The organism is Streptomyces roseoviridis, from assembly GCF_039535235.1.
Lineage (GTDB): Bacteria > Actinomycetota > Actinomycetes > Streptomycetales > Streptomycetaceae > Streptomyces > Streptomyces roseoviridis.
Genome location: NZ_BAAAWU010000001.1, coordinates 1,536,441 through 1,562,112, shown reverse-complemented (window position 1 = coordinate 1,562,112; position 25,672 = coordinate 1,536,441). Strand labels below are relative to the sequence as shown.

The following is a 25,672-nucleotide window of genomic DNA, read 5'->3' as shown; positions in this document are numbered from 1 at the left end:
GGGGACGATCGCACGGAAAAGATTGGACGAGACGTCTCGTCTCGTTTAGAGTCCTCCCCATGACCGCGACCCACCGCTCCCACCTCGCCATGTTCTCCATCGCCGCCCACGGCCACGTGAACCCCAGCCTCGACGTCATCCGCGAACTCGTCGACCGGGGGCACCGCGTGAGCTACGCGATCCCCGCCGCGTTCGCCGACAAGGTCGCCGCGACCGGCGCCACCCCGGTGGTCTACACGAGCGTGCTCCCGACCGACGACGACCCCGACGCCTGGGGCACCGAACTCATCGACAACCTCGAACCCTTCCTGGACGACGCCGTCCAGGCCCTGCCGCAGCTCGCCGCGGCCTTCGACCGGGACCGCCCCGACCTGGTGCTGCACGACATCACCTCGTACCCGGCCCCCGTCCTCGCCCACACCTGGGGCGTCCCCGCCCTCTCGCTCTGGCCGAATCTCGTCCCCTGGGAGGGATACGAGGAGGAGGTCGCCGCGCCGATGCTTGCCGAGCTCAGGGCCTCGCCGCGCGGCAAGGCGTACTACGCGCGGTTCGAGGAGTGGCTCGCCGCACACGGCGTCGACACCCACCCCGACCGGCTCATCGCCCGCCCGAGACGCGCGCTCGTCCTCATTCCGAAGGTGCTCCAGCCGAACGCCGACCGGGTCGACGAGTCCGTCTACACCTTCGTCGGCTCCTGCCGTGCCGAGCAGCCGGACGCGGGGGAGTGGCGGCGCCCCGCGACGGCGGAAAAGGTGCTCCTGGTCTCGCTCGGTTCCGCCTTCACCAAACAGCCGGCGTTCTACCGCGCCTGCGTCGAGGCGTTCGGCGGGCTCGACGGGTGGCACGTCGTGCTGCAGATCGGCAGGTTCGTCGACCCGGCCGAGCTCGGCGACGTCCCCGGCAACGTCGAGGTGCGCTCCTGGGTGCCGCAGCAGGCCGTCCTGGAGGAGGCCGACGCCTTCGTCACCCACGCGGGCGCCGGCGGCAGTCAGGAGGGCCTGGCGACCGCGACCCCGATGGTCGCGGTGCCGCAGGCGGTCGACCAGTTCGGCAACGCCGACATGCTCCAGGCGCTCGGAGTCGCCCGCCACCTGCCCATGGAGGAGGTCACGCCCCAACGGCTCCGCGAGACCGTGCTCGCCCTCGTCTCGGACCCCGAAGTGGCCCGCAGGGCTCGCGAGATCGCACAGCAGATGGCGGGTGAGGGCGGGACGCGGCGCGCGGCCGATCTGATCGAGGCGGAGCTGCCGCGGTCCTGAATCACCCCGCACGAGGGGCGAGTTGCGGAGACTCGCCCCTTTTCTTATTAAGAAACCTTGTTGAAGAAGTCATAGCTCTGTGAAGACCTTGATTTGCACTCGTCAATGAGTCAGGGTTTCGAACGAGCGACCGGAGATCTTCCCGCCGGTGGCCCAACCCCCCACAAATCCTGACGAGGAGACTCCTCTTCATGGCCATACACAAGCGCGTCCGCCGGACCCGTTACATCGCCGTCACGACCGCGATCGCCGCGGCCGCCGGAATCACCGCCCTCACGAGCCCGTTCGCCGGCGCGGCCCCCACGCCCGCCGAAGGAACGGTCTACGGCCTCGGCGCCGAGAACGCCGTCGCGGGCAGCTACGTCGTGCTGCTCGACGAGAAGACCGCCCGCAGCGGCAAGAGCGAGCTGGCGAAGGAGTACGGCGGCACCCTGCGCCGCTCGTACGACTCCAGCGTCAACGGCTTCTCCGTCAACGGCCTCACGGAGACCGAGGCCAAGCGCCTCGCCGCCGACCCGGCCGTCGCCAAGGTGGTGCAGAACCGGAAGTTCACCATCAACGCCACGCAGGAGGACCCGCCGTCCTGGGGTCTCGACCGGGTCGACCAGGCCGACACCGCCGGCGACAAGAAGTACACCTACCCCGACAACGCGGGCGAGGGCGTCACCGCGTACGTCATCGACACCGGCGTCCGCGTCAGCCACCAGGACTTCGGAGGCCGCGCCACCGACGGCTTCGACGCCATCGACAACGACAACACCGCCCAGGACGGCAACGGTCACGGCACGCACGTCGCCGGCACCATCGCCGGAACCGCGCACGGCGTCGCCAAGAAGGCCAAGATCGTCGCCGTCCGCGTCCTGGACGACAACGGCTCCGGCACCACCGAGCAGGTCGTCGCCGGCATCGACTGGGTCACCCAGAACCACAAGGGCCCGTCGGTCGCCAACATGAGCCTGGGCGGCAGCGCCGACCCGGCGCTCGACGAGGCGGTCAAGAAGGCGATCGCCTCCGGCGTCACCTTCGGCGTCGCCGCCGGCAACGAGTCCTCCGACGCGGGCCAGGGCTCCCCCTCCCGCGTCACCGAGGCCCTCACCGTCGCCTCCTCCACCAAGGACGACCAGCAGTCGAGCTTCTCCAACTTCGGCTCGGTCGTGGACCTCTACGCCCCCGGCTCGGACATCACCTCGGCGTGGAACGACAGCGACACCGGCACCAAGACCATCTCCGGAACGTCCATGGCGACCCCGCACGTGGTCGGCGCCGCCGCCGTCTACCTCGCGGCACACCCCGACGCCACCCCGGACCAGGTCGCCGAGGCACTGATCTCCGGGGCCACCCCCGACAAGATCTCCGACGCGAGCCCCGGCACCGCCAACAAGCTCCTGAAGATCGTCGAGTGACGACGCCCCTCGCGGAGCACCACTGAGACCGGCGACCGCCGTGCCCTCCCCCACGGGGCACGGCGGTCGTCTCGTGCCCCTGTCTCACCCACCCCCTAAGGTGGGCCCATGACGACGACCTACGCCCTGCTGCTCCGCGGGATCAACGTCGGAGGACACCGCAAGGTCCCCATGGCGGAGCTTCGTTCGCTCCTCGAAGAGCTCGGCCACCGGGACGTGAAGACCTACCTCCAGAGTGGCAACGCCGTCTTCACCACCGAGGCGGACGGGCCCGACGAGTCCGTCAGGGAGGCCGTCGAGGCCGCGATCGAGAAGCATTTCGGCTTCCGGGTCGACTGCCTCGTCCGCGACCACGACTACCTCGCCGCCGTCGCCGCGGACTGCCCCTACCCGGCCGCCGACCTTGAGGGCAAGCAGCTGCACGCCTTCTTCCTCTCCGGCCCCGTCGACGAGGACCGCTTCGCCGGCCTCGACCGGGAGTCCTTCGCCCCCGAGTCCTTCGCGCTCGGCGACCGCGTCGTCTACCTCTACGCACCCGACGGCCTCGGCCGCTCCAAGCTAGGGGAGGCGCTGTCCCGGCCCGCGCTCTTCAAGGGCGTCACCGTGACCGCCCGCAACTGGAACACCGTCCGCAGGCTCGTCGAGATGACCGGCTGAATGGCCCAGTGCGGCGGATCAGCAATGGCCCGCTCGAAAGGGCCACCTGGCACCTAGGGTCGGATCCATGACGACCACCGTGGACTTCTACTTCGACCCCGCCTGCCCCTTCGCCTGGATCACCTCCCGCTGGATCCTGGAAGTCGAACGGCACCGCGACCTCGACCTGCGCTTCAAGGTCATGAGCCTCTACCTCCACAACGAGGGCAACGAGCTGCCCGACTGGTACCGCACCCTCGTCGACGCCTCGATCGGCCCGGTGAGAGTCGCCGCCGTCGCCGCCGAGAAGTTCGGCGACGAGATCCTCCGCCCGCTCTACACCGCCTTCGGCACCCGCATCCACGAGCGGAAGAACAAGGACTTCGACGCCGTGATCGCCGAATCCCTCGCCGAACTCGGCCTGCCCGCCGACCTCGCGGCCGCAGCCCACGACCCCGCGCACGACGAGACCGTCCGCCGCAGCCACGACGCCGGCAAGGACCCCGACGCCGACGCCTACGTCGGCACCCCCACCCTGCACGTGGACGGCACCGCCTGGTTCGGCCCCGTGCTGCGGGCCATCCCGCGCGGTGAGAAGGCCGCCGAACTCTTCGACGGCTTCCGGGTGCTCGCGGGCCACCCCGACCTCTTCGAGATCAAGCGCACGCGCACCGGCGGCCTGGACCTCAGCTAGTGCCGGATCAGCCGTCGAGGGTGGCGTGGCGCAGGGCCGTGAACTGGGCCTTGATCCGGTTCGGCCAGGAGCTGTCGGGGTGTAGGGCAGCTCGACGTTGTTCGCCTCCGCCCAGGTGCCACCCGCCGGCACTTCGTCGTGGTCAGGTGCGGGGAGAAGTTGTCACAGACGATCGCGATGCGGACCTCGGGCGGACACAGCGTCCGCAGGTGACGGCAGAACTCACCACCGACCCGGTGCCCCTGCGAATGATCCCCCGCCGCAGCCGCCGCCCCTCGTCATCGTCGAGCTCATGTACCGCAGCCGTTCCGGCACAGATCAGCAGCCTGACCGATCCGTTCAGCCCTTACCGGGTTCGTTGCCGACGGCGGCATGCCGCCGCAACCACGCTGCTTCCGTGGGCGTCAGATTCGGGTCATCCAGCTTCGCCCGGACCACCTCCGGCATCCGCCCGGCCGGGTCGGTCCGGCAACCGCTGCGGACACCGCGCAGCAACAGCCCCCGCCCGAGCCGGGCGGCGAATCCCGGCACGTCCGCACTGCCCACAGTCACCATGGTCATCGCCACATCGGCAGCCGGATCACCAGCGCCCGCGTTGCACCAGTCGATCACTACCGGTCCCCGCCGGGTCAGAATGACGTTGCCGGGGTGCAGGTCGAGATGCAGTACCCGGTCACCATCGCCCGTGCTGAACCGCTTGGGCAGCCACTCCGGCGCCGGCAGCGCGTGGAGCCGGTCGTGCAGGCGGCCCAGCTCCCGGCCAAGAGAACCCACCCGCCAAGGGCGCCGGGCCAGCTCATCCAGCATCGTCGGCCCGGCCAGCCGCTCAAGAACCATGTCGGTGTCGGTGGTCTCGTACACCCGAGGCACCGGATACCCACATGCCGCAAGGTGCGTGATCAAGCGTGACTCCAGACCGGTGGGCCCCCCGTGCCGGTATCGCCGCAGCACCCTGGACTCATCCAGGGCATACACATCAGCATCCCGGCCCTGCGCGATCAACTCCATGCGGTGCAGTCTGCATTGATGGCCGAGCCCTCGCCAACAGGTCCAACGTTGCCTGGTGCGGCACTAGGGAGCGTGTCCGCTGACCCTCGGCTCCGCCGGCCCCAGCCCCTCCGGCAGGGCGGCCACCACGACAGCGACGGCTTCCTCCGGTGTCTCGGTGCGCGTGACCAGCGCGCCTTGGTACCGCACCCCGTACAGCCCCTCGTCGTACGGGCAGATGGTGTACCCGAGCCGTGTCCTCCAGGGCTGCTCGACCCCGGTGGAGAACCAGAGGTTGAAGTGACTGTTGACCGGCATCAGCCGGCGGAGCACCGGCTGGGCGTACGCCGCCGCAAGCAGGGCGTGGGGGCGCGGGTGCCGGTCGTAGGGCGGAATGTGGACGCGGTCGAGCTTGACGCGCCACGTCAACTCGACGCGACCGAACGGCTCCCGCTCGTGGACCAGGGCCCAGGGCCTGAACCGGATGAACGGGGCGCGCGCCCTGGTCTCCTCCAGACCCGCGCCGCCCGTCCACGCAGCCGCCGCCCTGACCACGTCGACCAGGTCCGCGGTCCACCCCCAGGCCAGGGGCGTGCCGTTGTCCTTGAGGTACACCAGGAGAGCCCGATGTTCCCGGCCGGGCGGACAGACGATCGCGCGTCGTCCGTTCCGCGCGTCGACGTACTCCGCGCCTCGACACCGTTTCCCGTCCGATTCGGGCAGGGCGAGCCCCAGCCCATCGGCCGTACGCCCCAGCACGGCCCCCAGGGCCCCGTCATCGCCCCAGGGGCCCTCGCCGAGCCCCACCCCGAAGTCCATCCCACCAGTGTGCCCGGATCACGCGGGCCTCCGACCGCCGTCTTCCGATCACCGGATCGTCCGTTCGGTCGTGCCGTCGAGGACCGGCGGGTCGCCCGCGGGCCTGCGACCGTGCGGCCGCGCGCGGCGCACCACCGAAACGCCTCGGTACCGCCCCTCCCGGTACGGGGTCACCACACGAGCACCCCGCCGCCCACCTCCCGCGCACGCCGCGCCGCGTCCGTGAGGTTCGACAGCCGCTCCTCGATCCCGGACCGGTGCTCCTCGACGGCGCGCACGGGCTGCGTGCCCCGGACGATCCGCTCCTGGTTCTCCCGCAGCATCAGACACTCCGCCAGGAACGGGTCCACCGCGTAAGGAGGCACGTACAGATCGCCCTCGGCCAGCAACGGGAGGATGACGGCGCCGAGCGAGCGCACCGCGTCCGAGCCCCAGACGTCCGTCCGCCAGCTCTCGTACCCCGCCGAGTCGCCGCATCCGTCCGGGACGCCGAGCACCTGCATCTTGCCGCCGGCGTCGACGAGGAAGACCTTCACCACCAGGCTCATCAGCGGAGTGGATCATGCCGCCGGCCGTCTCGTCCATCGAGTTCCGCCCGGCCGGGCCGCCTCCGCCCGGCGACCCCGCCTACCCCGCGACCGCCACCCGCTGCACAGCGCGCGCCGCCTCCTCGTACCTCTGCAGGAGGAGGCGGGCCAGTTCGGGGGAGGGGCCGAGGACGGCGGCGAGGAGGTCGGCGTCGGCGGCGCCCGCCGCGATGCGGTCCGGGAGGCGGCCCGGGGCGATCACGTACGGGGCCACGGCCACCCGCCGGACGCCCGGCTCGGCGCGCAGGGCCCGTACCGCCTCGTCCGTGCGGGGAAGAGATGCGGAGGCGAACGCAGGCCGCACGGAGCACCAACCGGTGTCCCGCAGCTCCCGCGCCGTTTCTGCGATCGCTGCGATCGCCTCCGGGTCGGTGGAGCCCGCCGAGGCCAGGACGACCCCGGTCGTGCTCTTGTCGCCGGGCGTGAGCCCGGCCTCGTACAGCCGCCGCTCCACCGCCGCGAGCAGCAGCGGAGAGGGGCCGAGGACGTCCGCCTGCCGGATCCGCAGGCCGGCGGGGGCCTGGCGGAGCACGGCGGGGATGTCGGCCTTGGCGTGGAAGGCGCGGGTCAGCAGCAGCGGCAGCGCCACCACCTCGCGCACGCCCTCCGCGGCCAGCCGGTCCAGGGCCCCCGGCACGGACGGCAGGTTGAAGTCCAGGAACGCCGTCTCCACCCGCAGCCCCGGCCGCAGTAGACCGGCCCGGCGCACCAGCGTCTGGACGGTCGCCGCGTGCCGCGGGTCGCGGCTGCCGTGGGCCACGACAAGAAGGACAGGCGCGGAGCGCTTCCTTGGAAGGGTGGTGGGCGACGGGCGGGAGCTCATGGTGATCAGGCCTTCACCAGCAGGCCGCGGCGGCGCAGCACGGCGCGCTCCAGCGGGCTGAAGATCAGCAGGTCGATCGCGATGCCGACGAGCAGGATCAGGAAGATCGCGAGGAAGATGCCGGGCATGTCGAAGTTGTTGCGGCCGTTCTCCAGGAGCTGGCCGAGACCCAGACCCAGGTCCGGCGAGGACGCGATGATCTCCGCCGCCATCAGCGAGCGCCACGAGAACGCCCAGCCCTGCTTCAGGCCCGCGAGGTAGCCGGGCAGCGCCGCCGGCATGACGATGTGCCAGGCGCCCTTGAGACCAGTCGCGCCGAGGGTCCGCCCGGCCCGCAGGAACAGCGGCGGCACCTGGTCGACGCCCGCCACCAGGCCGTTGGCGATCGACGGGACCGCGCCCAGCAGGATCACCGCGTACATCATGGAGTCGTTGAGGCCCAGCCACAGCACGGCCGGCGCCACCCAGGCCACCGACGGCAGCGACTGCAGACCCGACAGGATCGGGCCGATCGCCGTGCGCACCACGGCGACCCGGGCCACGAGCAGGCCGAGCGGCGTGCCGATGGCGAGCGCCATCAGGAAGCCCAGCAGGGCCCGGGACACACTGGTCCACAGCACCCCGAGGAGCGTGCCCTCCAGCCACATGGTGGTCAGGCTGTCCCACACCGCGCCCGGCGACGGCAGCTTGCCCGCCTCGGTGACCTCCAGGGTCACGAGCAGCTGCCACACCGCCAGGACCAGCACGACGGCGAGGACCGGCGGCAGCACCTTCTTCAGCAGGACCTCACGCAGCGGGGTCCGGCTGATCTGCACGCTGTCGAGCGCGTCGAGCCCGGCCTCCAGGCCGGCGAGGTCGTCGGCCTTGACGGCGGCGGTGGTCGTCGTCTCAGTGCTGGCCATGGCGGCGGATCTCCCCACGCAGTTGTTCGGTGATCTCGACGGACAGTTCCGCCACGGCGGCGTCCTCGATGCGGCGCGGCTGCGGGATGTCGATGGTCCACTCCCGGGCGATGCGGCCCGGCCGGGACGACAGGAGGACGACCCGTTCGGCGAGGCGCACGGCCTCGCGCACGTTGTGCGTGACGAAGAGGACCGACAGCCGCGTCTCGCGCCAGATCCGGGTCAGTTCGTCGTGCAGCACGTCCCGGGTGATCGCGTCGAGCGCCGCGAACGGCTCGTCCATCAGCAGCAGGTCGCTGTCCTGGGCGAGGGCCCGGGCGAGCGCCACGCGCTGGCGCATGCCGCCGGACAGTTCGTGCACCCGCTTGCCGTACGAGCCGGTCAGCCGCACGAGTTCGAGCAGCCGCTCGGCCTCCGGGCGGCGCTCCGCCTTCGGCACCCCGCGCAGCTTCAGGGCGAGTTCGATGTTCTTGCCCGCGGTCAGCCACGGGAAGAGGGCGTGCTCCTGGAACATCAGGGCCGGCCGGCCGCCGGGGGTGTCGATGGACCCCGCGGACGGCCGGTCGAGCCCGGCGACCAGGTTGAGCAGGGTGGACTTTCCGCAGCCCGAGGCACCCAGGAGGGTGACGAACTCGCCCGGTGCGACATCGAGCGAGATGTCGTCGAGGACGAGCTGGCCGCCGGCGGGTCCGCCGAAGGACTTCGAGACGTGCTCGATGCGCGCGGCGTGACCCACCGCGCCGACGCGGTCCTCGGCCTTGGCGAGCGTCGTGGTCGTGGCCATGGTCGTCACCTCCTGGGTGTCAGCTGCGGACTGGGGTTACTTGGCGCCGAGGCCGGCGTCGGAGACCTCGGGCTTGCCCGCGGCCTTCAGGACCTTGTTGAGCGGCTTCAGGTCGTAGATGCCGACGAGGTCGGGCGCTTCGAGGAGACCGGCCTTGACCGCGTGGTCGGCCTGCGCCTGGAGCGTGGCGGCCAGCGGGTCGTCGGTGAACCGGATCGACGGCCACGCCCCGTTGATGACCTTGTCGCCGAGCGGCTTGCCCGTCAGCTCCTTCAGCCGGGCGTTGGCGGCGGCCTTCGCCTTCTCCGGGTTGGCGTTGATCCACTCGTTGGTCTTCACCGAGCCCCGCAGGACCGCCTCGACGACATCCGGGTGCGCCTTGAGGAACTTCTGCGACACGATGATGTTGGTGATCACGAACTGCTTGCCCGGCCACAGGTCCGCCTCGTCGAGCAGGACCTTGGCACCCTCGCTGACCAGCTTGGACGCGGTCGGCTCGGGAACCCAGGCGCCGTCGATGGAGCCGGACTTGTAGGCGTCCGGGGTGATCTTGTTGTCGGTGCGGAGCACGGAGACGTCGCCCTTGCCGCTCTGGGCGTCGACCTTCCAGCCCTTCTCCGAGATCCAGTTGAGGAAGGCCACGTCCTGCGTGTTGCCGTGCTGCGGGGTGGCGATCCGCTTGCCCTTGACGTCGTCCAGGGTCTTGATCTTCGCCGGGTTCACCACGAGCTTCACGCCGCCGGAGGCCGAGCCGCCGATGATGCGCAGGTTGGTGCCCTTGGACTTGGTGTAGCCGTTGATGGACGGCGAGGGGCCGATGAAGCCGATGTCGATCGAGCCGGCGTTCAGCGCCTCGATCTCCGAGGGACCCGCGTTGAAGGTCGTGGTGTCGAGCCGGGTGCCGCCCAGCTCCTTCTGGAAGATGCCCTCCTGGTCGCCGACCAGGGCCGTGGCGTGGGTGAGGTTGGGGAAGTACCCGATCCGTACGGTGTCGGCGGAGAGCTTCTCGCCCTCGGCTGCCACCTTCTTCTCGTCGTTCTTGGCCTGGGAGCCGTAGCCGCAGGAGGCGAGTGCCCCGATCAGCAGGGGCAGGGCGGTGGCGGCGGCAAGGCTGCGGCGCAGGGTGGTGCGGGTGGTGGCAGGCACGGGAGGTCTTCCCCTCGATTCAGCTTCTTCGATGTCGGTGTCTGTGCCGCACGGTGGCGTGCGGGTGGAGCGGCGTCGCGCCGCCGGAGCGGCGCACGGAGGTCAGCACGCACATCGCGCGACACCTCCCCGGCCCGCACCGAGGGCGCCGGAACCCACCCGGCCGCCCTCCTTGGCGAAGGTGCCGTAGACGTCCTGGACCATCTAGAAGTCCCAGCCTTCCTCGTCGTCCACCGCGGCCGTGGCCTTGGCGGTGGCGAAGGACTCGCCGGCCATGCCGGCGGCGAGCGTGGTGCCGTCCGCGGGGTCGATCAGCAGGAACGAACCGGTGCGGCGGGAGTCGGCGTACGCGTCGAGCGCGAGCGGCTCGGCGGTGCGGACCTTCACCCGGCCGATGTCGTTGGCGACGAGCCGGCCCGGCTCGGGGTGCTGGGAGAGGTCGTCCAGGGTGAGCCGGGACGGGATCTCCTTCACGATCGCCTTGACCGTGCGGGTGGTGTGCTTGAGCAGCACCCGCTGGCCGACGGTGAGCGGGGTGTCCGCGACGTGGCAGACGGTCGCCTCGACGTCCTGGCTGGTCGCCGGGGCGTCGCCGCTCGGGGCGATCAGGTCGCCGCGCGAGATGTCGATGTCGTCGGCGAGGCGGAGGGTGACCGACTGCGGCGCCCAGGCGATGTCGACCGACTCGCCGAGCGCGTCGATCGCGGTGATCGTCGAGGTCCGGCCCGAGGGCAGTACGGTGACCTGCTCGCCGACCCGGAACGCGCCGGCCGCGATCTGACCCGCGTAGCCGCGGTAGTCGGGGTGCTCGGCGGTCTGGGGACGGATCACGTACTGCACCGGGAAGCGGGCGTGGCAGGCCGTCAGGTCGTGGCTGACCGGCACCGTCTCCAGGTGCTCCAGGACGGTCGGGCCGCCGTACCAGTCCATGTTCGCCGACGGCTCCACGACGTTGTCACCGGCCAGCGCGGAGATCGGGATCGCGGTGATCTCCGGGACGCCGAGCTCGGAGGCGTACGTGGTGAACTCCTCGGCGATCGCGGCGAAGACGGACTCCCGGTACTCGACCAGGTCCATCTTGTTCACCGCGAGGACCACGTGCGGGACCCGCAGCAGAGCGGCGACGGCCGCGTGCCGGCGGGTCTGCTCGACCACCCCGTTGCGGGCGTCGACCAGCACCACCGCGAGCTCGGCGGTGGAGGCTCCGGTGACCATGTTCCGGGTGTACTGCACGTGCCCGGGGGTGTCGGCCAGGATGAACCGGCGCCGGGGCGTCGCGAAGTAGCGGTAGGCCACGTCGATGGTGATGCCCTGCTCCCGCTCGGCCCGCAGGCCGTCGGTCAGCAGCGCCAGGTCCGGCGCCTCCTGACCGCGCGAACGGGAGGCGTGCTCGACGGCCTCCAGCTGGTCGACGAGCACCGACTTGGAGTCGTGCAGCAGGCGCCCCACCAGCGTGGACTTGCCGTCGTCGACGGACCCGGCGGTGGCGAAGCGCAGCAGGGTCGTCGCCGCCAGCTCCGCGTGCCCGGCGGTGGGCTGTTCGGTGGACGTGCTCATTAGAAGTACCCCTCGCGCTTGCGGTCTTCCATCGCGGCCTCGGACAGCTTGTCGTCCGCCCTCGTCGCGCCCCGCTCGGTGAGCCGGGACGCGGCGATCTCGGCGATCACGGCCTCCAGGGTGGTGGCGTCGGAGTCCACCGCACCCGTGCAGGACATGTCGCCGACCGTGCGGTAGCGGATCAGCCGCCGCTCCACGGTCTCGTTCTCCTTCGGGCCGCCCCACGCGCCGGCCGTCAGCCACATGCCGTTGCGGGCGAACACCTCGCGCTCGTGCGCGAAGTAGATCTCCGGCAGCGCGATCTTCTCGCGCTGGATGTACTGCCAGACGTCCAGCTCGGTCCAGTTCGACAGCGGGAAGACCCGGACGTGCTCGCCGGGGGCGTGCCGGCCGTTGTACAGCTGCCACAGCTCGGGCCGCTGGCGGCGCGGGTCCCACTGCGAGAACTCGTCGCGCAGGCTGAACACCCGCTCCTTGGCGCGGGCCTTCTCCTCGTCGCGCCGGCCGCCGCCGAAGACGGCGTCGAAACGGTGCTGCTGGATCGCCTCGGTCAGCGGGACGGTCTGCAACGGGTTGCGGGTGCCGTCCGGGCGCTCGCGCAGCTTGCCCGCGTCGATGTACTCCTGCACCGAGGCCACGTGCAGGCGCAGCCCGTGCTCGGCGACCACCCGGTCGCGGTACTCGATGACCTCGGGGAAGTTGTGCCCGGTGTCGACGTGCAGCAGCGAGAAGGGGACCGCCGCCGGCGCGAACGCCTTCAGCGCCAGGTGCAGCATGACGATCGAGTCCTTGCCGCCGGAGAACAGGATCACCGGCCGCTCGAACTCGCCCGCCACCTCACGGAAGATGTGGACGGCCTCCGACTCCAGGGAGTCGAGGTGCGTCAGCGCGAACGGGCTGTCGGTCGCGTCGTGAACATGGGCAACGGTGGTCACAGCAGACCCCTCTCGGTGAGCAGCGCGTGGAGCTGCGCCGCGGACTCCTGCACGGTCTGGTTCTGGGACTCGATCCGCAGATCGGGCGTCTCGGGCGCCTCGTACGGGTCGTCGACGCCGGTGAGCCCGCTGATCTCGCCCGCGGCCTGCTTGGCGTAGAGGCCCTTCACGTCCCGCACCGAGCACACCTCCACCGGCGTGGCCACGTGCACCTCGACGTAGGGGGTGCCCTCGGTCTCGTGGCGCTTGCGGACCGCCTCGCGGCTGTCGGCGTACGGGGCGATGACCGGGACCAGGACCTTCACGCCGTGCGAGGCGAGCAGTTCGGCGACGAAGCCGATCCGCTGCACGTTGGTGTGCCGGTCCTCGCGGCTGAAGCCGAGGCCCGCGGACAGGAACTCGCGGATCTCGTCACCGTCGAGGACCTCGGCGCGGTGGCCCTCCTCGCGCAGCCGGCCGGCCAGCTCGTACGCGATCGTGGTCTTGCCGGCGCTCGGCAGGCCCGTGAGCCAGATGGTGGCACCGGTCACGTCGTTCTCCTGGGAAGTCTCGGGGGTGGTCATCAGCCGTGCAGCCCGCATTCGGTCTTGGTCCGCCCGGCCCAGCGGCCGGCCCGCGCGTCCTCGCCCTCGAGGACCCGGCGGGTGCAGGGGGCGCAGCCGACGGAGGCGTAACCGTCCATGAGGAGCGGGTTGGTGAGCACGCCGTGCTCCAGGACGTAGGACTCCACGTCCTCCTGCGTCCAGCGGGCGATCGGGGAGATCTTCACCTTCTGCCGCTTCTCGTCCCAGCCGACGACCGGGGTGTTCGCCCGGGTCGGGGACTCGTCACGGCGCAGTCCGGTGGCCCACGCGCGGTAGCGGGTCAGGCCCTCCTCCAGCGGCTTCACCTTGCGCAGCGCGCAGCACAGGTCGGGGTCGCGCTCGAACAGCCTCGGCCCGTAGGCGGCGTCCTGCTCGGCCACCGTCTGACGCGGGGTCAGCGTGATGACGTTGACGTCCATGACGGCGTCGACCGCGTCACGGGTGCCGATGGTCTCGGGGAAGTGGTAGCCGGTGTCCAGGAACACCACGTCCACGCCGGGCATCGCCCGGGAGGCCAGGTGGGCGACGACCGCGTCCTCCATCGAGGACGTGACGCAGAACTCCTTGCCGAACGTCGCGGCGGCCCACTGGAGGATCTCCAGCGCGGAGGCGTCCTCCAGATCGCGGCCGGCCTGCTCGGCGAGTGCCTTCAGGTCGGCCGCGGTCATGTCCTGAGTGACCGTCATGTCTGTTCCCCTCCAGTTGCATTGCTCGAAGTCGCCGGGGCGAGCAGCCCCAGGAACTTCAGCTGGAAGGCCCGGCTGCACGCGGCGCATTCCCAGGCGCCGTGGCCCTGCTCGTTCGGACGCAGGTCCTCGTCCCCGCAGTAGGGGCAGTGGAAGGGTGCGGCACGCTCGCTCATGCGCCCTCCCTCGTCTCGCTCGTTGCGCTCGCCCCGCTCACGACAGCGCCTCCTCCGAGGCGCGCGCCGCCCAGGTGGCGAAGCGCTCGCCGTCCTCGCGCTCCGCCTGGAAGCGCTTGAGGACCCGCTCGACGTAGTCCGGCAGCTCGGCCGCGGTGACCTTCAGGCCGCGGACCTTGCGGCCGAAGCCGGCCTCCAGGCCGAGCGCGCCGCCGAGGTGGACCTGGTAGCCCTCGACCCGGTTGCCGTCGTCGTCCAGGACCAGCTGGCCCTTGAGACCGATGTCCGCGACCTGGATGCGGGCGCAGGCGTTCGGGCAGCCGTTGATGTTGATGGTGAGCGGCTCGTCGAACTCCGGGATGCGGCGCTCCAGTTCGTCGATCAGCGAGGCGCCGCGCCCCTTGGTCTCGACGATGGCCAGCTTGCAGAACTCGATGCCGGTGCAGGCCATCGTGCCGCGCCGGAACGGCGAGGGGGTGACCCGCAGGTCCAGGGACTCCAGGGCGGAGACGATCGAGTCGACCTGCGCCTCCTCGATGTCCAGGACGATCATCTTCTGCTCGGCGGTGGTGCGGATCCGTCCCGAACCGTGCGCCTCGGCGATCTCGGCGATCTTCGTCAGCGTGGCGCCGTCGACCCGGCCGACGCGCGGGGCGAAGCCCACGTAGTAGCGGCCGTCCTTCTGCTTGTGGACGCCGACGTGGTCGCGCCAGCGGCCGGCCGGCTGCTCGGGGGCGGGGCCGTCCGTCAGCTTGCGCTTCAGGTACTCGTCCTCCAGGACCTGGCGGAACTTCTCCGCGCCCCAGTCGGCGACCAGGAACTTCAGGCGGGCGCGGTTGCGCAGCCGCCGGTAGCCGTAGTCGCGGAAGATGGAGATGACGCCCTCGTAGACGTCGGGGACCTCGTCCAGGGAGACCCAGGTGCCGAGTCGGACGCCCAGCTTGGGGTTGGTGGACAGACCGCCGCCGACCCAGACGTCGAAGCCGGGACCGTGCTCGGGGTGGTGCACGCCGACGAAGGCGATGTCGTTGATCTCGTGCGCCACGTCGAGCAGCGGGGAGCCGGAGACCGCGGACTTGAACTTGCGGGGCAGGTTGGAGAAGTCCTTGTTGCCGACGATCCGCCGCTGGATCTCCTCGATGGCGGGCGTGCCGTCGATGATCTCGTCCTCGGCGATGCCGGCCACCGGGGAGCCGAGGATGACGCGCGGGGTGTCACCGCAGGCCTCGGTGGTGGACAGGCCGACCGCCTCCAGGCGGTTCCAGATCTCCGGGACGTCCTCGATGCGGATCCAGTGGTACTGGACGTTCTGCCGGTCGGTGATGTCGGCGGTGCCGCGCGCGAACTCCTGGGAGATCTCACCGATGACCCGCAGCTGCTCCGTGGTCAGCCGGCCGCCGTCGATGCGGACGCGGAGCATGAAGTACTCGGCGTCCAGCTCCTCCGGCTCCAGGACACCGGTCTTCGTGCCGTCGAGGCCCTCCCGGCGCTGGGTGTAGAGGCCCCACCAGCGCATGCGTCCGCGCAGGTCGTTGGGGTCGATGGAGTCGAATCCGCGCTTGGAGTAGATCGTCTCAATACGTGTCCGTACGTTGAGACCGTCGTCGTCCTTCTTGAACTGCTCATTGCCGTTCAGCGGGGTGAAGTGCCCCACGGCCCACTGACCCTCGCCACGGTGGCGCCCGGCCTTGCGGCGGGCGGTGGCGGGTGTGGGGTTTTCCGGGGTGGCGGCCATGGCGATATGTCCTTCGGGACTGCGGGAGGGCGGCTCTGACCTGCACACTCGCGCTCGTACGGAGAGTGGCGCGACGGTGCGCAGGGACAGGACTTGAGAAGAGATGTGCGGCGGTGCTGGTTCTCTCAGCGCGCCGAACACATGGCGCTGGACATGCGGCCGAGGTCGACGTGCCGCCGACTCACCAAGGCAATTCCAGTTCCAGACATGACGGAAGCGTGTCACGGGAGTTTGGAACCAGTCCAGCTTCGTCCAGAATATGGACATGACTGTCTCGTTGTACGAGATGGTGTGGCGTGGGTCACGCAAAAGGGGCCCAGTTCAGGGCCCCTTTTCGCGGCCCGGAGGCCGAGGGTGGTGCGGGATCCCTGCCCGGGATCCCTCAGGCGAACGCGCCCGGCCACGGGCCGGGGTTCTCGGCGGCCTCGGTCTGCTCCACCTTGGTGTCGAAGAGCCGGAAGCCGCGGCGCTCGTAGTTGGCCATCGCGTGCTCGCCGTCGAGCGAGCAGGTGTGCAGCCACACCCGCTCGGTGGGCTCCCGGTCCGGCCAGCGCTCGGCCAGGTCCCAGGCCCGCTCGACCCCGACCGACAGGAGGTGGCCGCCGATGCCGCGGCCGCGGAAGGCCGGGATCAGGCCGAAGTACACGATCTCCACCACGCCGTCGGGCTGCGCCTCCAGCTCCACGTACCCGGCCGGCGTCCCCTTCTCGTACGCGACCCAGATCTCGGCGCCGGGCCGCTCCACTATCTCCTGCCACTGCGCGTAGGTCAGCGGCAGCCGGTCGGTCCAGCGGATGTCGCCGCCGACCGCGGTATAGAGGAAGCGGCTGAACTCCGGCGAGGGCACCTCGGCCCGCACGATCCGCAGGTCCCCGCCCTCGGGAGCGGGGACCGGGCGCAGGTCGGACGGCGAGGTCTGCTCGAGGGACCAGGTGGTGAGAGTGATGCTCATGGCTTCATCGCATCATGCGGAGGGCCGGATTCCCACTGTGTTCGGTCCTGGCGGAATGCTGTCCGCATGCCGGACGCCCTGTCCAGGCGGCGAATGCGGCGGGCGGTCTGGCCGGCGGGGCGGGTGCGGTCGGCGGGCGTGCGTCCGGCGGGTGTGTGCGGCGGGGGGTGCGTCCGGCGGGCGCGGTCGGCGGCGGGTGCGTCCGGCGGGTGTGTGCGGCGCCACGCGAAAGCCCCCGGCCTGGGCCGGGGGCTCGCTCACGGGTGTCAGCCGATGACGCGGTCGGCGTCGGTGACGACGCAGCGCGTGTACTCGGAGCCGTCGCCGCCGCCGGTGTACGGGGTGCTGGCCTCGGCCTGCTTCGACGCGCCGCCCTCGACCCGCAGGTCCTTGACCTCGGCCACCGCCGGCTTGGCGGAGCTCGAACCCTCGGCGCCCTTGAACTGCAGGGTGACGTCGTAGAGGTACGCCGACGAGTCGCTGTTGGTGATGGTGACCTTGGCGACCAGGTTCTTGCGGTCGGCGCTCAGCGCGCAGTCGTCGATGCGGACGTCGCGCTGCGCGCGGTCCTTCGACGAGCCCCCGACGCCACCCGAGGTGACGCCACCGGAGCTGGAGCCGTTGCCGTCGGAGCCGTGGTCCGAGCCGCTGCCGGAGCTGCTGGAACTGTTCGAGCCGCCACCGCTGCAGCTTCCGCCGCCGGAGCCCCGGGCGCCGGTGAGGGCGATCAGGGCGATTCCGAAGACGGCGACGGCGCGGACATGACGAAGCTTCACGCTTCAACCCCCGTTGAGTGTGTGTTGTGCGATGACGCGTGTGCGAAAAGAGGTGCTCGCCTTGACGAGCGCACGTCACCCTACTGGATCGCGGCAGGACTTCCTGACACGCGCCGTTCCGGACGTCCCCCTGTCTCGTGCGCCCGGCCCGCCGGGCCCGCCGGGCCCACCCGGGCTCCGCCCGTCCCGCCTATCCGGCCCGTCCCGCCCGTCCCGTCCGCCCCTCGCGCACCGCGCGGACCGCCGGGGCCGTGGAGTGGGGGAGGAGGTCGGCCGGGTGGGACGGGGTGACGACCTCGACCTCGACCTCCTCGCTGAAGCGGTACGGGCGGTGGGCGAGGACCCCCGCCAGATTGCGGCGCACCCGCGACAGCTCCGCCCGTACCGTCACCGTCCGGGTCCGGTCGCCGAACACGTCCTGGGCCAGGTCCGCCGCCGTCCGCCCCTCCGGGTGCAGGGCGAGCAGATACAGCAGCTCCGCATGGCGCGGGCTCAGCTCCTGCGACCAGCTGCCGGCCGCGCCCGACACCGCCACCGTCCAGCGGCGCGGCCGGCTCAGGTCGAGGACCACCCGGCTCGCCGCGCCCGAGCCGGCACCGGCCGGCGGGGTCTCCTCCTCGACCCGCAGCAGCCAGCCGCCCGGCAACGGCTCCACCGCACACATCCCCAGCGACGGCAGCCACGTCCGGCCCGCCCGGAAGGACTTGGGCAGCGCCAGCCGGTCCACCGGCGCCATCCCGGTCACCGCCGCCGTCCAGCCGTGCGTGTCCACCGCGATCGCCCGGCCGCCCACCCGGCACAGGATCGGCGCGGCCACCGACCGCAGCCGCTCGATCGACCGCAGGTGCCGCTGCCGCATCTCCGCCTCCGCCAGCTGCGCCACCGAGGCCACCAGGGCCAGCGTCGCCGGATGGAAGCTGGACGCCGGACCGCTCACGTCCACGATGCCGAGCAGCCGCTGGTCACGCGGGTCGTGGACGGGGGCGGCGGCACAGGTCCAGTTGTGCAGCTGGTGGACGTAGTGCTCGGCCGAGTGCACCTGGACGGCCCTGCCCATGGCGAGCGCCGTGCCCACCGCGTTCGTCCCGGTGTCGTGCTCGCTCCAGGCCGCCCCCTCCTCCAGGCAGATGCCGTGGGCCCGGCGCAGCACCGCCATGTTGCCCTCCCGCCACAACACCCGGCCCTGCTCGTCCGTCACCACCATGATCTGCATGGAGGCGTCGGCGATCCCCGCCAGCCCCGCGCTGAGCGTCCGCATCACCTCGCCGAGCGCCGTCGTCCGCCGCCGCTCCTCCAGTTCGTCGCGCCGCAGCAGCACGCTGCTCGTGCCCTGGTCCGGGTTCAGGCCGAGCCGGAACATCCGCCGCCAGGACGCGTCGATCACCGGGCGCGGTGCCACCGGTGGGGTCCGGCCGGACAGCGTCGCCTCGCGGACCTTGAGCAGCAGCCGGGTCGCCTGGGCGGAATCCATGGCGGCCAGCCGGTTCAGGTCGAGCTGCGTGTTGTTCATCGGTCCCTCCCGGCCACCCGCGGTGCTGCATCGGCGCTGAAGTGGTGCTGTCCTGCTGGCTGTTTTGCTGTGGTGCTGCGGTGCTGTCGTGCCGTTGTGGTGTGGTGCCGTTGTGCTGTGTGGCTGTGTGGCTGTGTGGCTGTGTCGCTGTCTGGTGTTTGGTGTTTGGTGTTTGGTGTCTGGCTGTCTGGCTGTCTGGTGTCTGGCTGTCGTGCCGGCCGGCATGCTGCCGTATCGGTGCTGTATCGGTTGTGCACTCGGTGCGTCCCGGCGCCCATCGTGCCCCTCCGCAGCGCCGCGCGCGGGGCGCTTCGGGTAATCCTGCAACCCTTTGCAACCCTGGCGACCCCCGCCCCCGTCCAGGAGGGTGGAACCGAAGCGGAGGGTGGTGCCGTGTCGGCGCAGCACCACCCTCCGCTCCTCCGCGCGCGCCGACCCCCTCAGGTCCACCCCTGGCACGCGCGGCACAAAGCACCACCGTCACCCGCGAGACGGTCCCCCCACACGCACGTTCAGCCGTCCGGCGTCAATCCGCGTCCACGGGCCGCGCCCGCGCCACCAGCGCCCCCAGGTCGAGCGTGTGCGGCAGCGTCCCGAACGCCGCCCCCCAGTCGCCGCCGAGCCGCGAGGCACAGAACGCGTCCGCGACCTCCGGCGGCGCCCACCGCACCAGCAGCGCACCCTGGAGCACCCGCGCCATCCGCTCCACCAGGCGCCGCGCCCGCGCCTCGATCCCCTCCAGGTCCGCCAGTTCGGCCAGCAGGTCCCGGATCGCCCGGTCCAGCCGGTGATCCGCCCCGCGGGCCCGGCCGACCTCCTCCAGGAACGCGTTCAGCGCCGCCGGCTCCCTCTGCAGCGCCCGCAGCACGTCCAGCGCCTGCACGTTCCCCGCGCCCTCCCAGATGGAGTTCAGCGGCGACTCCCGCAGCAGCCGGGGCAGCCCCGACTCCTCGACGTACCCGTTCCCGCCCAGGCACTCCAGCGCTTCGGCCACCAGCGGGGTGCACCGTTTCGTCACCCAGTACTTCGCCACCGGCACCGCGACCCGCAGCAGCGCCCGCTCCGCCTCCGCGTCCGCACCTCCGGCTCCGGCCGCGTCGTACGCCGCCGCCAGCCGCAGCCCGAGCACGGTGGCCGCCTCCGACTCCAGGGCCAGATCGGCCAGCACGTTCCGCATCAGCGGCTTGTCGACGAGCAGCCCGCCGAACGCCCTGCGGTACGAGGCGTGGTGCACGGCCTGCGCCACCGCCTGCCGCATCAGACCCGCCGACCCCAGCACGCAGTCGAGCCGGGTCGCCGCCACCATGCCGATGATCGTGCGCACCCCCCGGCCCTCCTCGCCGACCCGGCGCGCCCACGTCGTCCCGTCGAACTCCACCTCGGCGGACGCGTTCGACCGGTTGCCCAGCTTGTCCTTGAGCCGCTGGATCAGGAACGCGTTGCGCGCCCCGTCCGGCAGCACCCGGGGCACCAGGAAGCAGGTCAGCCCCGCCGGGGCCTGCGCCAGGACCAGGAAGCCGTCGGACATCGGGGCGGAGCAGAACCACTTGTGCCCCGTGAGCACGTACTCCCCGTCGGCCGCCAGCGGCTCCGCGCGGGTCGTGTTCGCCCGTACGTCACTGCCGCCCTGCTTCTCCGTCATGCCCATCCCGAGCAGCACGCCCGCCTTCTCCAGCGGCGGCCGCAGCCCCTGCTCGTACACCCGCGAGGCCAGCAGCGGCTCCCACGCCTCGGCGAGCTCCGGCTCGGCCCGCAGCGCCGGCACCGCCGCGTGCGTCATCGACAGCGGACACAGGTGCCCCGCCTCCACCTGCGCGGCCAGGACGAAACCGGCCGCCCGCCACACATGACCACCCGGACGGCCCCACGCGCCGCCCGAGAGACCGGCCGTCACCGCCCGGCCGAGCAGCCGGTGCCACGACGGATGGAAGTCGACCTCGTCGATCCGGTTGCCGTACCGGTCGTGGGTGCGCAGCCGCGGCGGACAGTCGTTCGCGAGCGTCCCCCATCCCTGCGCCTGTGCCGAGCCCGCCGACACTCCGAAGGAGGTCAGGTGCCCGATCGCCTCGTCGTGGACGTCCGGTGGCAGATGCCGCTCGACGGCCTCCGCGAGGGCCCGATCGGACGTGAACATGTCGTACGCCACCAGGGGCGGAGCCTGGTTGGTCACGGTGTGGGTGCCGGCTGCCATGCCGATACGGTAAGGAGGTGCAGGCAGCAAACGAAACACCCGAACGACCCGAGCGGCGGCCCTGGAGCAGGCTCCACCGAGCCCGCGTCCTGTACCGCAACGTCTCCAAGCGCAAAATGGTCTGGCTGCTCCTCAAGGACACGGTCAACTCGTGCATCGAGTACCGCATCCTCGGCCTCGCCGCCGAAGCCGCCTTCTTCACCCTGCTGTCCCTGCCGCCGCTGCTGCTCGGCCTGATCGCCCTCCTCGGCTACGCCGACGAATGGACCAACACCGACACCGTCGCCAGCATCGAGGAGAACATCCTCCACGCCGCCCGGACGGTCCTGTCCGACCGGGGCGTCAACGAGATCGCCCGCCCCCTCCTGGAGGACGTCACCCACGGCAAGCGCCCCGACCTGATCTCCCTCGGCTTCGCCATCGCCCTGTGGTCCGGTTCCCGTGCCGTCAACGTCTTCATCGACACCATCACCGTCATGTACGGCCTCGACGGTCACCGCGGCATCGTCAAGACCCGGCTGCTCGCCTTCCTGCTCTACATCATCGCCCTGATCATCGGCGCCGTCGTCCTGCCGCTGGCGGTCGTCGGCCCGGACCGGGTGGTGGAGTTCGTCCCCTTCGGCACGGAGGTCGTCTCCGTCCTGTACTGGCCGGCCGTCATCCTGCTGTCCATCGCCTTCCTGACGACGCTGTACCACGTGTCCGTGCCGGTCCGCTCCCCGTGGATCGAGGACATCCCGGGCGCCCTCGTCGCCCTCGCGATGTGGGTCCTCGGCAGTTTCCTGCTGCGCATCTACCTGACCAGCCAGGTCGAGGGCCCCACCATCTACGGTTCCCTCGCCGCCCCCATCGCCGTCCTGCTCTGGATCGGCATCTCCGCCTTCGCCGTCCTGGTCGGCGCCGCCGTCAACGCGGCCATCGACCGCGTCTGGCCCTCCGTCGCCACCGCCGCCGCGCGCGAGGCCAACGAACGCGCCCGCGCCGTCCAGGCCGCCGAACTGATGGCCCGCCTCCGGGCGGAGGCGGAGGACGTGGACGAGGACGACCCGGACATGCCGTCCGAGTTCCCCGAACGCTGGTCGCGGTTCCTGCCGCCGGACGACGTGAAGTCACGGCTGCACGCGGGGTGGGAGAAGGACTGACGACCGTGCGCGGAGGCGGACGGAACCGGACTGACGGCCGTGCGCGGAGGCGGACGGAACCGGACTGACGGCCGTGCGCGGAAGTGGACGGAACCGGACTGACGACCGCGCGCGGAGGCGGACGGAACCGCCCGGCCCGTCGGCTCGCGCACCACTCCGTCCGGCCGCTCGGGCGGTGTCGGACGGCCCGCCTACCCTGGAGCGGTGTACGAGGAACGTCCCTCCCGCCTCGACGGCGCCGTCGTCTGGACCCGGCTCACCGGTCCCGCCGACCCGGCGGACTCGGGGACCCGGCCGGTCCTGCCCGACGGCTGCATGGACCTGATCTGGGCCGACGGCACGCTGCTCGTGGCCGGGCCCGACACGCGGGCGTACGTGCCCGGGAGTCCCGCCCACGCGTACGCCGGAGTACGGTTTGCGCCCGGTGAGGCCCCGTCCGTGCTCGGCACCGAGGCCAGCGCCCTGCGCGACCGGCGGGTCGAGCTCGCCGACCTGTGGGGCGCCCGCGCCGCCCGCCGGCTCGCCGACGAGGTCACGGGGGCGGCCGACCGGGCCGCCGCCCTGGAGGCGCTGGTGCTGCGCAGGGCGGCCGACGCGCCCGCGCCCGATCCGCTGCTGCGGGCCGTTGTCGCCCGGCTCGGGGCGGGAGAGCCGGTCGGGGCCGTGGCCGACGCGGTGGGCCTCGGGGCGCGGCAGCTGCACCGGCGCTCGCTCGCCGCGTTCGGCTACGGCCCGAAGACCCTGGCCCGGATCCTGCGCCTGCGGCGCGCCCTCGACCTGGTGGCCCGCGGAGTGCCGTACGCGGAGGCGGCCCACCGCGCGGGCTGTGCCGACCAGGCCCACCTGGCCCGCGAGATGCGCGCCCTGACGGGCACGACCCTGACCCGTCACACGGCGTCCGTGCGGTCCGCGTCCTTCGAGCGGTCCCCGTCCTTCGAGCGGTCCGCGTCCTCCGTGCCGTCCCCGTCCTTCGAGCGGTCCCCGTCCTTCGAGCGGTCCGCGTCCTCCGTGCCGTCCCCGTCCTCCGTGCCGGCGGCCTCGCCGGCACGGTCGGCGTAGAGGGACACCGCGGACCCGTCCGGGTCGAGCACGACCGCGTATCGCTGGCCCCAGACGGCGTCCCACGGCTCGAGGTGGCCGCGATGACCGGCGGCGGTCAGCGTCTCGTACAGCGCGTCGACCTCGCCCGGCTCCCGTAGACGGAAGGCGAGCGTCACCCGCTCGCCCCCGCCGGCCGGCCGCGTCCACGCCGGGTCGTAGGACCGTACGACGTCCTCGCTGTCCCACAGCACCCACATCCCGCCCGGCAGCGCCACCTCCACGTGCGGCCTGTTCTCGGCACCGTCGGGCACGTCGAGCCCAAGCAGCCGGTAGAAGGCGAGGGACGCCGCCATGTCGGCCGTGACGAGGCCGATGACGTCGAGACGGGGAGCGGGAAGGGGGGAGGAGGAGGGGGAGGGTCGGTTCGTGTCGGAGGGTCGGTTCGTGTTCATGCCGGCACGGTAGGAGGGGCGGCGCGGCGCCGTCTTGTACGGATCGGACACGACGGACGGGCCGGCGCGCGGCCGGCCGGGGAGGCGCGGGCGGCGGCGCGGGGCGCGCGGCCGGCCGGAAGGAGCGGCGCGCGGCCGTGTCCGGTGCGGTGACGCTCCTGTCGGGGCCGTCAGGGCTCAGCGCCCGGCCGGGGGAGGTCCGAAGCGGTGGCGGTACTCCGATGGGGTGATGCCGATCTCGCGCCGCATCAGCATCCGCAGATGGGCCGCCGTGCCCAGGCCGCTGTGCCGGGCGACCACCTCGAAGCGGGACTCGCCCCGCTCGATCAGCCGGCACGCGAGCGTCAGCCGTTCCCCCGTCAGCCACGCGAGGGGCGTCGTGCCCAGCTGGGCCTGGAAACGCCGGTGCAGCGTCGCCGGGCTCACGGCCGCGCGGGCGGCGAGGTCGGCCACGGCGAGCGGGGCGTCCAGGCGTTCCCGCGCCCAGGCCAGGACCGGTGCCAGGGACTCGTCCCTGAGCTCGGGCATCGGATGCTCGACGAACTGCCGCTGCCCGCCGTCCCGGTGCGCCGCGAAGACCAGCCGCCGGCTGACCGCGTTGGCGACCTCGGCGCCGTGGTCCCGGCGGACCACGTGCAGACCCAGGTCGAGCGCTGCCGCGCTGCCCGCCGCGGTCAGGATGTCGCCGTCGTCCACGAACAGCACGTCGGGCTCCAGCCGCACCGAGGGGAACCGGGCACGGAAGTCGTCCGCCCACTGCCAGTGCGCCGTGGCCCGACGCCCGTCCAGGACCCCGGCCTCGGCCAGCGTGAACGCCCCGCTGCAGAAGCCGATCAGCCGCGCGCCCCGCGCGTGCGCCCGCCGCACCGCGTCGAGCACGGCCGGGCGGCGCGGCACCTCGACGTCGGGCCGGTTGGGGACGACGAGGGTGTCCGCCGTGTCGGCCGCCTCCAGACCGGCGACACCCGTGAGGGTGAAGAAGCCGTCTCGCATCGGTGTGCGGGGCTCGGGCGAGCACAGCGAGAACGCGTACAGGTCACGCCCCAGTTCCGGGCGGCGCAGTCCGAAGACCTCGGTGGCGCAGCCCAGTTCGAACGGGTTGGAGTTCTCGTCCACGATCACGACGACCCGGTGCAGCGCCTCCCCGGCCGCCGCCTCGCCGTCCGCCCCTCCGTCCGTCGCGCCGTGCGCCCCTCCGTGCGCCCCTTCGTGCGAGGATCCTTTCGCCATGCGCGATTTCTAGCACTCACGGCCTACCGGCGGAACCGCCGAGGATCGGCCCATGAGCAACGAACCCATCGCCCTGGCCCACGCCCTCGCCTCCTTCGACGCCCTGTGGAGTCCCCGGATCGTCACCCGCGTCAACGACTACGACGTCCGCGTCGCCAAGGTCGAGGGCGAACACGTCTGGCACGCGCACGACGACACCGACGAGTTCTTCCTCGTCCTCGACGGGGAGCTGCGGATCGCCCTGCGCGAGCGCGGCGGTGAGCGCACCGTCGTCCTGAACCGCGGCTCCGTCTTCACCGTGCCGAGGGGTACGGAACACCGGCCGTCGGCCCCGGCCGGCGCCGCGATCCTGCTGTTCGAGCCGACCGGGACGCTCTCCGTGGGCGACCGTCACGACGAACTGCCGGACCACGTGGACGCGACGACCGGGCATTCCCTCACCGCCTGACGGGCCGTTCAGGACCGCCGGAAAAATACGTGGCACGTCGGGCCGTCCGCCCGCTACGTTCTTCTGGACCGCGAAGATCCACGATCGTGGTCCAGAAGTGTGTGCCGGACCTTTCGACCAGGAGGTGTGACCGATGGCTGTCGTCACGACGGGCGTTGCCCGCATCCAGATGCTCGTCCACTCCACCTCCGTGGCCACCGGCTGATCTCTTCCACCA

At 71.9% G+C, this 25,672-nt stretch carries 25 protein-coding genes and 3 pseudogenes; 7 read left to right on the top strand and 21 right to left on the bottom strand.

Annotation, left to right across the window (positions count from 1 at the left end):
* The first annotated feature begins 7 nt into the window (after positions 1-7).
* From mgt to ABD954_RS07075, 4 genes and pseudogenes are all read left to right on the top strand, one after another.
* Positions 8-1,259 (top strand): annotated as a pseudogene (gene mgt / locus ABD954_RS07090) (macrolide-inactivating glycosyltransferase).
* Between the two features lie 191 nt (positions 1,260-1,450).
* Complete coding sequence (locus ABD954_RS07085) at positions 1,451-2,662, top strand: S8 family peptidase (RefSeq protein ID WP_345484930.1); 1,212 nt, start codon at positions 1,451-1,453, stop codon at positions 2,660-2,662.
* 108 nt (positions 2,663-2,770) lie between these two features.
* On the top strand, positions 2,771-3,319 hold the full coding sequence (locus ABD954_RS07080; protein ID WP_345484929.1) for a DUF1697 domain-containing protein: 549 nt from the start codon (positions 2,771-2,773) through the stop codon (positions 3,317-3,319).
* A gap of 67 nt (positions 3,320-3,386) precedes the next feature.
* Positions 3,387-3,992: a mycothiol-dependent nitroreductase Rv2466c family protein gene (locus ABD954_RS07075; RefSeq protein ID WP_345484928.1), complete on the top strand. Its 606-nt coding sequence runs from the start codon at positions 3,387-3,389 to the stop codon at positions 3,990-3,992.
* 10 nt (positions 3,993-4,002) lie between these two features.
* Here the strand turns inward: ABD954_RS07075 and ABD954_RS07070 are convergent.
* The 19 genes and pseudogenes from ABD954_RS07070 to ABD954_RS06985 form a co-directional block, all read right to left on the bottom strand.
* A pseudogene (locus tag ABD954_RS07070) lies at positions 4,003-4,216 on the bottom strand (IS630 family transposase); the annotation flags it as partial.
* A gap of 115 nt (positions 4,217-4,331) precedes the next feature.
* Positions 4,332-5,000, bottom strand: a complete 669-nt coding sequence (locus ABD954_RS07065; protein ID WP_345484927.1) for a phosphotransferase — start codon at positions 4,998-5,000, stop codon at positions 4,332-4,334.
* Positions 5,001-5,063: 63 nt separating this feature from the next.
* Positions 5,064-5,798 carry a DUF6193 family natural product biosynthesis protein gene (locus ABD954_RS07060; protein ID WP_345484926.1) on the bottom strand — a complete coding sequence of 245 codons (735 nt, stop codon included), beginning with the start codon at positions 5,796-5,798 and terminating at the stop codon, positions 5,064-5,066.
* Between the two features lie 170 nt (positions 5,799-5,968).
* Positions 5,969-6,346, bottom strand: coding sequence for a hypothetical protein (locus ABD954_RS07055; RefSeq protein ID WP_345484925.1), 378 nt, complete (start codon positions 6,344-6,346; stop codon positions 5,969-5,971).
* Between the two features lie 79 nt (positions 6,347-6,425).
* Positions 6,426-7,208, bottom strand: a complete 783-nt coding sequence (locus ABD954_RS07050; RefSeq protein ID WP_345484924.1) for a sirohydrochlorin chelatase — start codon at positions 7,206-7,208, stop codon at positions 6,426-6,428.
* A gap of 5 nt (positions 7,209-7,213) precedes the next feature.
* Positions 7,214-8,110: an ABC transporter permease gene (locus ABD954_RS07045; RefSeq protein ID WP_345484923.1), complete on the bottom strand. Its 897-nt coding sequence runs from the start codon at positions 8,108-8,110 to the stop codon at positions 7,214-7,216.
* Entirely contained in the window at positions 8,097-8,894 is a 798-nt protein-coding gene (locus tag ABD954_RS07040) for an ABC transporter ATP-binding protein (RefSeq protein ID WP_345484922.1), read from the bottom strand. Before ABD954_RS07040 ends, ABD954_RS07045 begins: the two co-directional genes overlap by 14 nt.
* A gap of 36 nt (positions 8,895-8,930) precedes the next feature.
* Positions 8,931-10,040 (bottom strand): aliphatic sulfonate ABC transporter substrate-binding protein, encoded by a 1,110-nt coding sequence (locus ABD954_RS07035; RefSeq protein ID WP_345484921.1) that lies wholly within the window; start codon positions 10,038-10,040, stop codon positions 8,931-8,933.
* A gap of 204 nt (positions 10,041-10,244) precedes the next feature.
* Entirely contained in the window at positions 10,245-11,597 is a 1,353-nt protein-coding gene (locus ABD954_RS07030) for a sulfate adenylyltransferase subunit 1 (protein ID WP_345484920.1), read from the bottom strand.
* Entirely contained in the window at positions 11,597-12,532 is a 936-nt protein-coding gene (gene cysD / locus ABD954_RS07025) for a sulfate adenylyltransferase subunit CysD (RefSeq protein WP_345484919.1), read from the bottom strand. The genes ABD954_RS07030 and cysD overlap by 1 nt, the downstream gene beginning before the upstream one ends.
* The gene (cysC, locus tag ABD954_RS07020; RefSeq protein WP_345492005.1) at positions 12,529-13,095 is read right to left on the bottom strand and encodes an adenylyl-sulfate kinase; all 567 of its coding nucleotides are present in this window, start codon (positions 13,093-13,095) and stop codon (positions 12,529-12,531) included. Before cysC ends, cysD begins: the two co-directional genes overlap by 4 nt.
* Entirely contained in the window at positions 13,095-13,802 is a 708-nt protein-coding gene (locus ABD954_RS07015; protein WP_345484918.1) for a phosphoadenylyl-sulfate reductase, read from the bottom strand. Before ABD954_RS07015 ends, cysC begins: the two co-directional genes overlap by 1 nt.
* Positions 13,799-13,978 (bottom strand): hypothetical protein, encoded by a 180-nt coding sequence (locus tag ABD954_RS07010; protein ID WP_345484917.1) that lies wholly within the window; start codon positions 13,976-13,978, stop codon positions 13,799-13,801. Before ABD954_RS07010 ends, ABD954_RS07015 begins: the two co-directional genes overlap by 4 nt.
* A gap of 37 nt (positions 13,979-14,015) precedes the next feature.
* Positions 14,016-15,713, bottom strand: coding sequence for a nitrite/sulfite reductase (locus ABD954_RS07005; RefSeq protein ID WP_345484916.1), 1,698 nt, complete (start codon positions 15,711-15,713; stop codon positions 14,016-14,018).
* Between the two features lie 125 nt (positions 15,714-15,838).
* The gene (locus tag ABD954_RS33575; protein ID WP_352077884.1) at positions 15,839-15,922 is read right to left on the bottom strand and encodes a putative leader peptide; all 84 of its coding nucleotides are present in this window, start codon (positions 15,920-15,922) and stop codon (positions 15,839-15,841) included.
* Between the two features lie 173 nt (positions 15,923-16,095).
* Positions 16,096-16,665 (bottom strand): GNAT family N-acetyltransferase, encoded by a 570-nt coding sequence (locus tag ABD954_RS07000; protein ID WP_345484915.1) that lies wholly within the window; start codon positions 16,663-16,665, stop codon positions 16,096-16,098.
* A 266-nt stretch (positions 16,666-16,931) separates the two neighbouring features.
* Positions 16,932-17,441 carry a hypothetical protein gene (locus tag ABD954_RS06995; RefSeq protein ID WP_345484914.1) on the bottom strand — a complete coding sequence of 170 codons (510 nt, stop codon included), beginning with the start codon at positions 17,439-17,441 and terminating at the stop codon, positions 16,932-16,934.
* 190 nt (positions 17,442-17,631) lie between these two features.
* The gene (locus ABD954_RS06990; RefSeq protein ID WP_345484913.1) at positions 17,632-18,951 is read right to left on the bottom strand and encodes a helix-turn-helix domain-containing protein; all 1,320 of its coding nucleotides are present in this window, start codon (positions 18,949-18,951) and stop codon (positions 17,632-17,634) included.
* A 526-nt stretch (positions 18,952-19,477) separates the two neighbouring features.
* On the bottom strand, positions 19,478-21,142 hold the full coding sequence (locus ABD954_RS06985; RefSeq protein ID WP_345484912.1) for an acyl-CoA dehydrogenase family protein: 1,665 nt from the start codon (positions 21,140-21,142) through the stop codon (positions 19,478-19,480).
* Positions 21,143-21,159: 17 nt separating this feature from the next.
* On the opposite strand from ABD954_RS06985, the gene ABD954_RS06980 reads away from it, so the two are divergent.
* The gene (locus ABD954_RS06980; RefSeq protein WP_345484911.1) at positions 21,160-22,284 is read left to right on the top strand and encodes a YihY/virulence factor BrkB family protein; all 1,125 of its coding nucleotides are present in this window, start codon (positions 21,160-21,162) and stop codon (positions 22,282-22,284) included.
* 204 nt (positions 22,285-22,488) lie between these two features.
* Positions 22,489-23,343, top strand: a complete 855-nt coding sequence (locus ABD954_RS06975) for a helix-turn-helix domain-containing protein (RefSeq protein ID WP_345484910.1) — start codon at positions 22,489-22,491, stop codon at positions 23,341-23,343.
* On the opposite strand, the pseudogene ABD954_RS06970 reads toward ABD954_RS06975, so the two are convergent.
* Together ABD954_RS06970 and ABD954_RS06965 are read right to left on the bottom strand one after the other, a co-directional pair.
* Positions 23,334-23,828 (bottom strand): annotated as a pseudogene (locus tag ABD954_RS06970) (VOC family protein); the annotation flags it as partial. The gene ABD954_RS06975 and the pseudogene ABD954_RS06970 overlap by 10 nt on opposite strands.
* 126 nt (positions 23,829-23,954) lie before the next feature.
* The gene (locus ABD954_RS06965; RefSeq protein WP_345492003.1) at positions 23,955-24,899 is read right to left on the bottom strand and encodes a helix-turn-helix domain-containing protein; all 945 of its coding nucleotides are present in this window, start codon (positions 24,897-24,899) and stop codon (positions 23,955-23,957) included.
* Positions 24,900-25,059: 160 nt separating this feature from the next.
* Between ABD954_RS06965 and ABD954_RS06960 the strand changes: the two genes are divergently transcribed.
* Positions 25,060-25,455: a cupin domain-containing protein gene (locus ABD954_RS06960; protein ID WP_345484909.1), complete on the top strand. Its 396-nt coding sequence runs from the start codon at positions 25,060-25,062 to the stop codon at positions 25,453-25,455.
* The last annotated feature ends 217 nt before the right edge of the window (positions 25,456-25,672 follow it).